Raw genomic sequence first — 1,224 nt, forward strand, 5'->3', positions numbered from 1 at the left:
TGTACGCTTCCCTAAAAACAGAGTGGTGATGAATTAGACAAATTTTCTAATTTTAATCTGCTATGAAACGGAACACATTCACAGAAACTCAGATCGTCAAAATCCTAAAAGAATTGGATTCTGGCAAACAAGCGAACGACGTCGCTCGGGAAAATAGCATCTCCAAAGCTACATTGTACAATTGGCGCAAGAAATACAGCGGTATGGGAGCATCTGAGCTAGCCGAGTTAAAGGCTCTCAAGGAAGAAAATCGCCGTCTGAAACACATGTATGCTGAATTGGCTCTGGATCATAGACTCGCAAAAGAGATTATCGAAAAAAAGCTTTAAAGCCTGCTCAGAAGCGGCTAATTGTTTCCGATATTTCACAGGAAGCTGGATTTAGCATTGAGCGGGCGTGCAGAGTTTTGCATTTAAGTACCGGTGTCTTTTATTACAAAACTGTCAAGAACGACCTGCCTGTTATAGACATGCTTAATGAGTTGGCAGAAGAACATCCGACAAGGGGTTTTGATTGGTATTATGGCAATTTGCGGAACAGAGGCCTGCCTTGGAATCGCAAACGAGTGCTTCGAATCTATCGAAGTATGGATCTCAAATTAAGGCGTAAGCGAAAAAGGCGTATTCTGAAACGACCAAAGCAGCCCTTAATCGAGGCTAAAACGTTGAACGAAACCTGGAGCATGGATTTTGTCAGTGATGCCCTAAGCTCTGGCAGACGCGTGCGAACATTAATAGTCATGGATGACGCTAGTAGAGAGGCACTTGCAGCGCACGCAGACTATTCCATCTGTGCAGGTAAAGTAATTCAAATTTTGCAGCAGTTAGAGTTGGAGCGCGGGTTGCCGTTATCAATAAGAACTGATAATGGCCCGGAGTTCATCAGCAAGAAACTGGCCAAATGGTGCGAAGAAAAGCAGATTGAGCAAAAATTCATTCAGCCAGGAAAGCCAATGCAGAACGGGTACAACGAAAGACTGAACAGAACCTACCGGGAAGATATCCTGGATGCTTACTTTTTTGATTCTTTGGAACAGCTACGCATTTTGTCGGATAAATGGCTTGACAATTACAACAGCCAGCATCCCCACAGATCAATGAAGGGACTGACCCCAAATCAAAAGTGCAGACTGCTGAAAGAAAATGCCGTGAAAAAAGAAGAGTTAACTATTACAATCAACAATAAAATCTAAATCGTCGCCGCTCTAAAAATGGGAAGCCTACA

Annotated in this window: 2 protein-coding genes; both read left to right on the top strand. The window is 43.1% G+C overall.

All coding sequences use genetic code 11. The features are described from left to right. Positions 1–62 precede the first annotated feature (62 nt). Positions 63–329, top strand: coding sequence for a transposase (locus L0660_RS26010; RefSeq protein WP_235162022.1), 267 nt, complete (start codon positions 63–65; stop codon positions 327–329). A 32-nt stretch (positions 330–361) separates the two neighbouring features. Then, the gene (locus L0660_RS26015) at positions 362–1,192 is read left to right on the top strand and encodes an IS3 family transposase (RefSeq protein WP_235162023.1); all 831 of its coding nucleotides are present in this window, start codon (positions 362–364) and stop codon (positions 1,190–1,192) included. Positions 1,193–1,224: the final 32 nt, after the last annotated feature.

It is taken from the genome of Dyadobacter sp. CY351, from assembly GCF_021502625.1.
GTDB classification, from domain to species: Bacteria; Bacteroidota; Bacteroidia; order Cytophagales; family Spirosomataceae; genus Dyadobacter; species Dyadobacter chenhuakuii.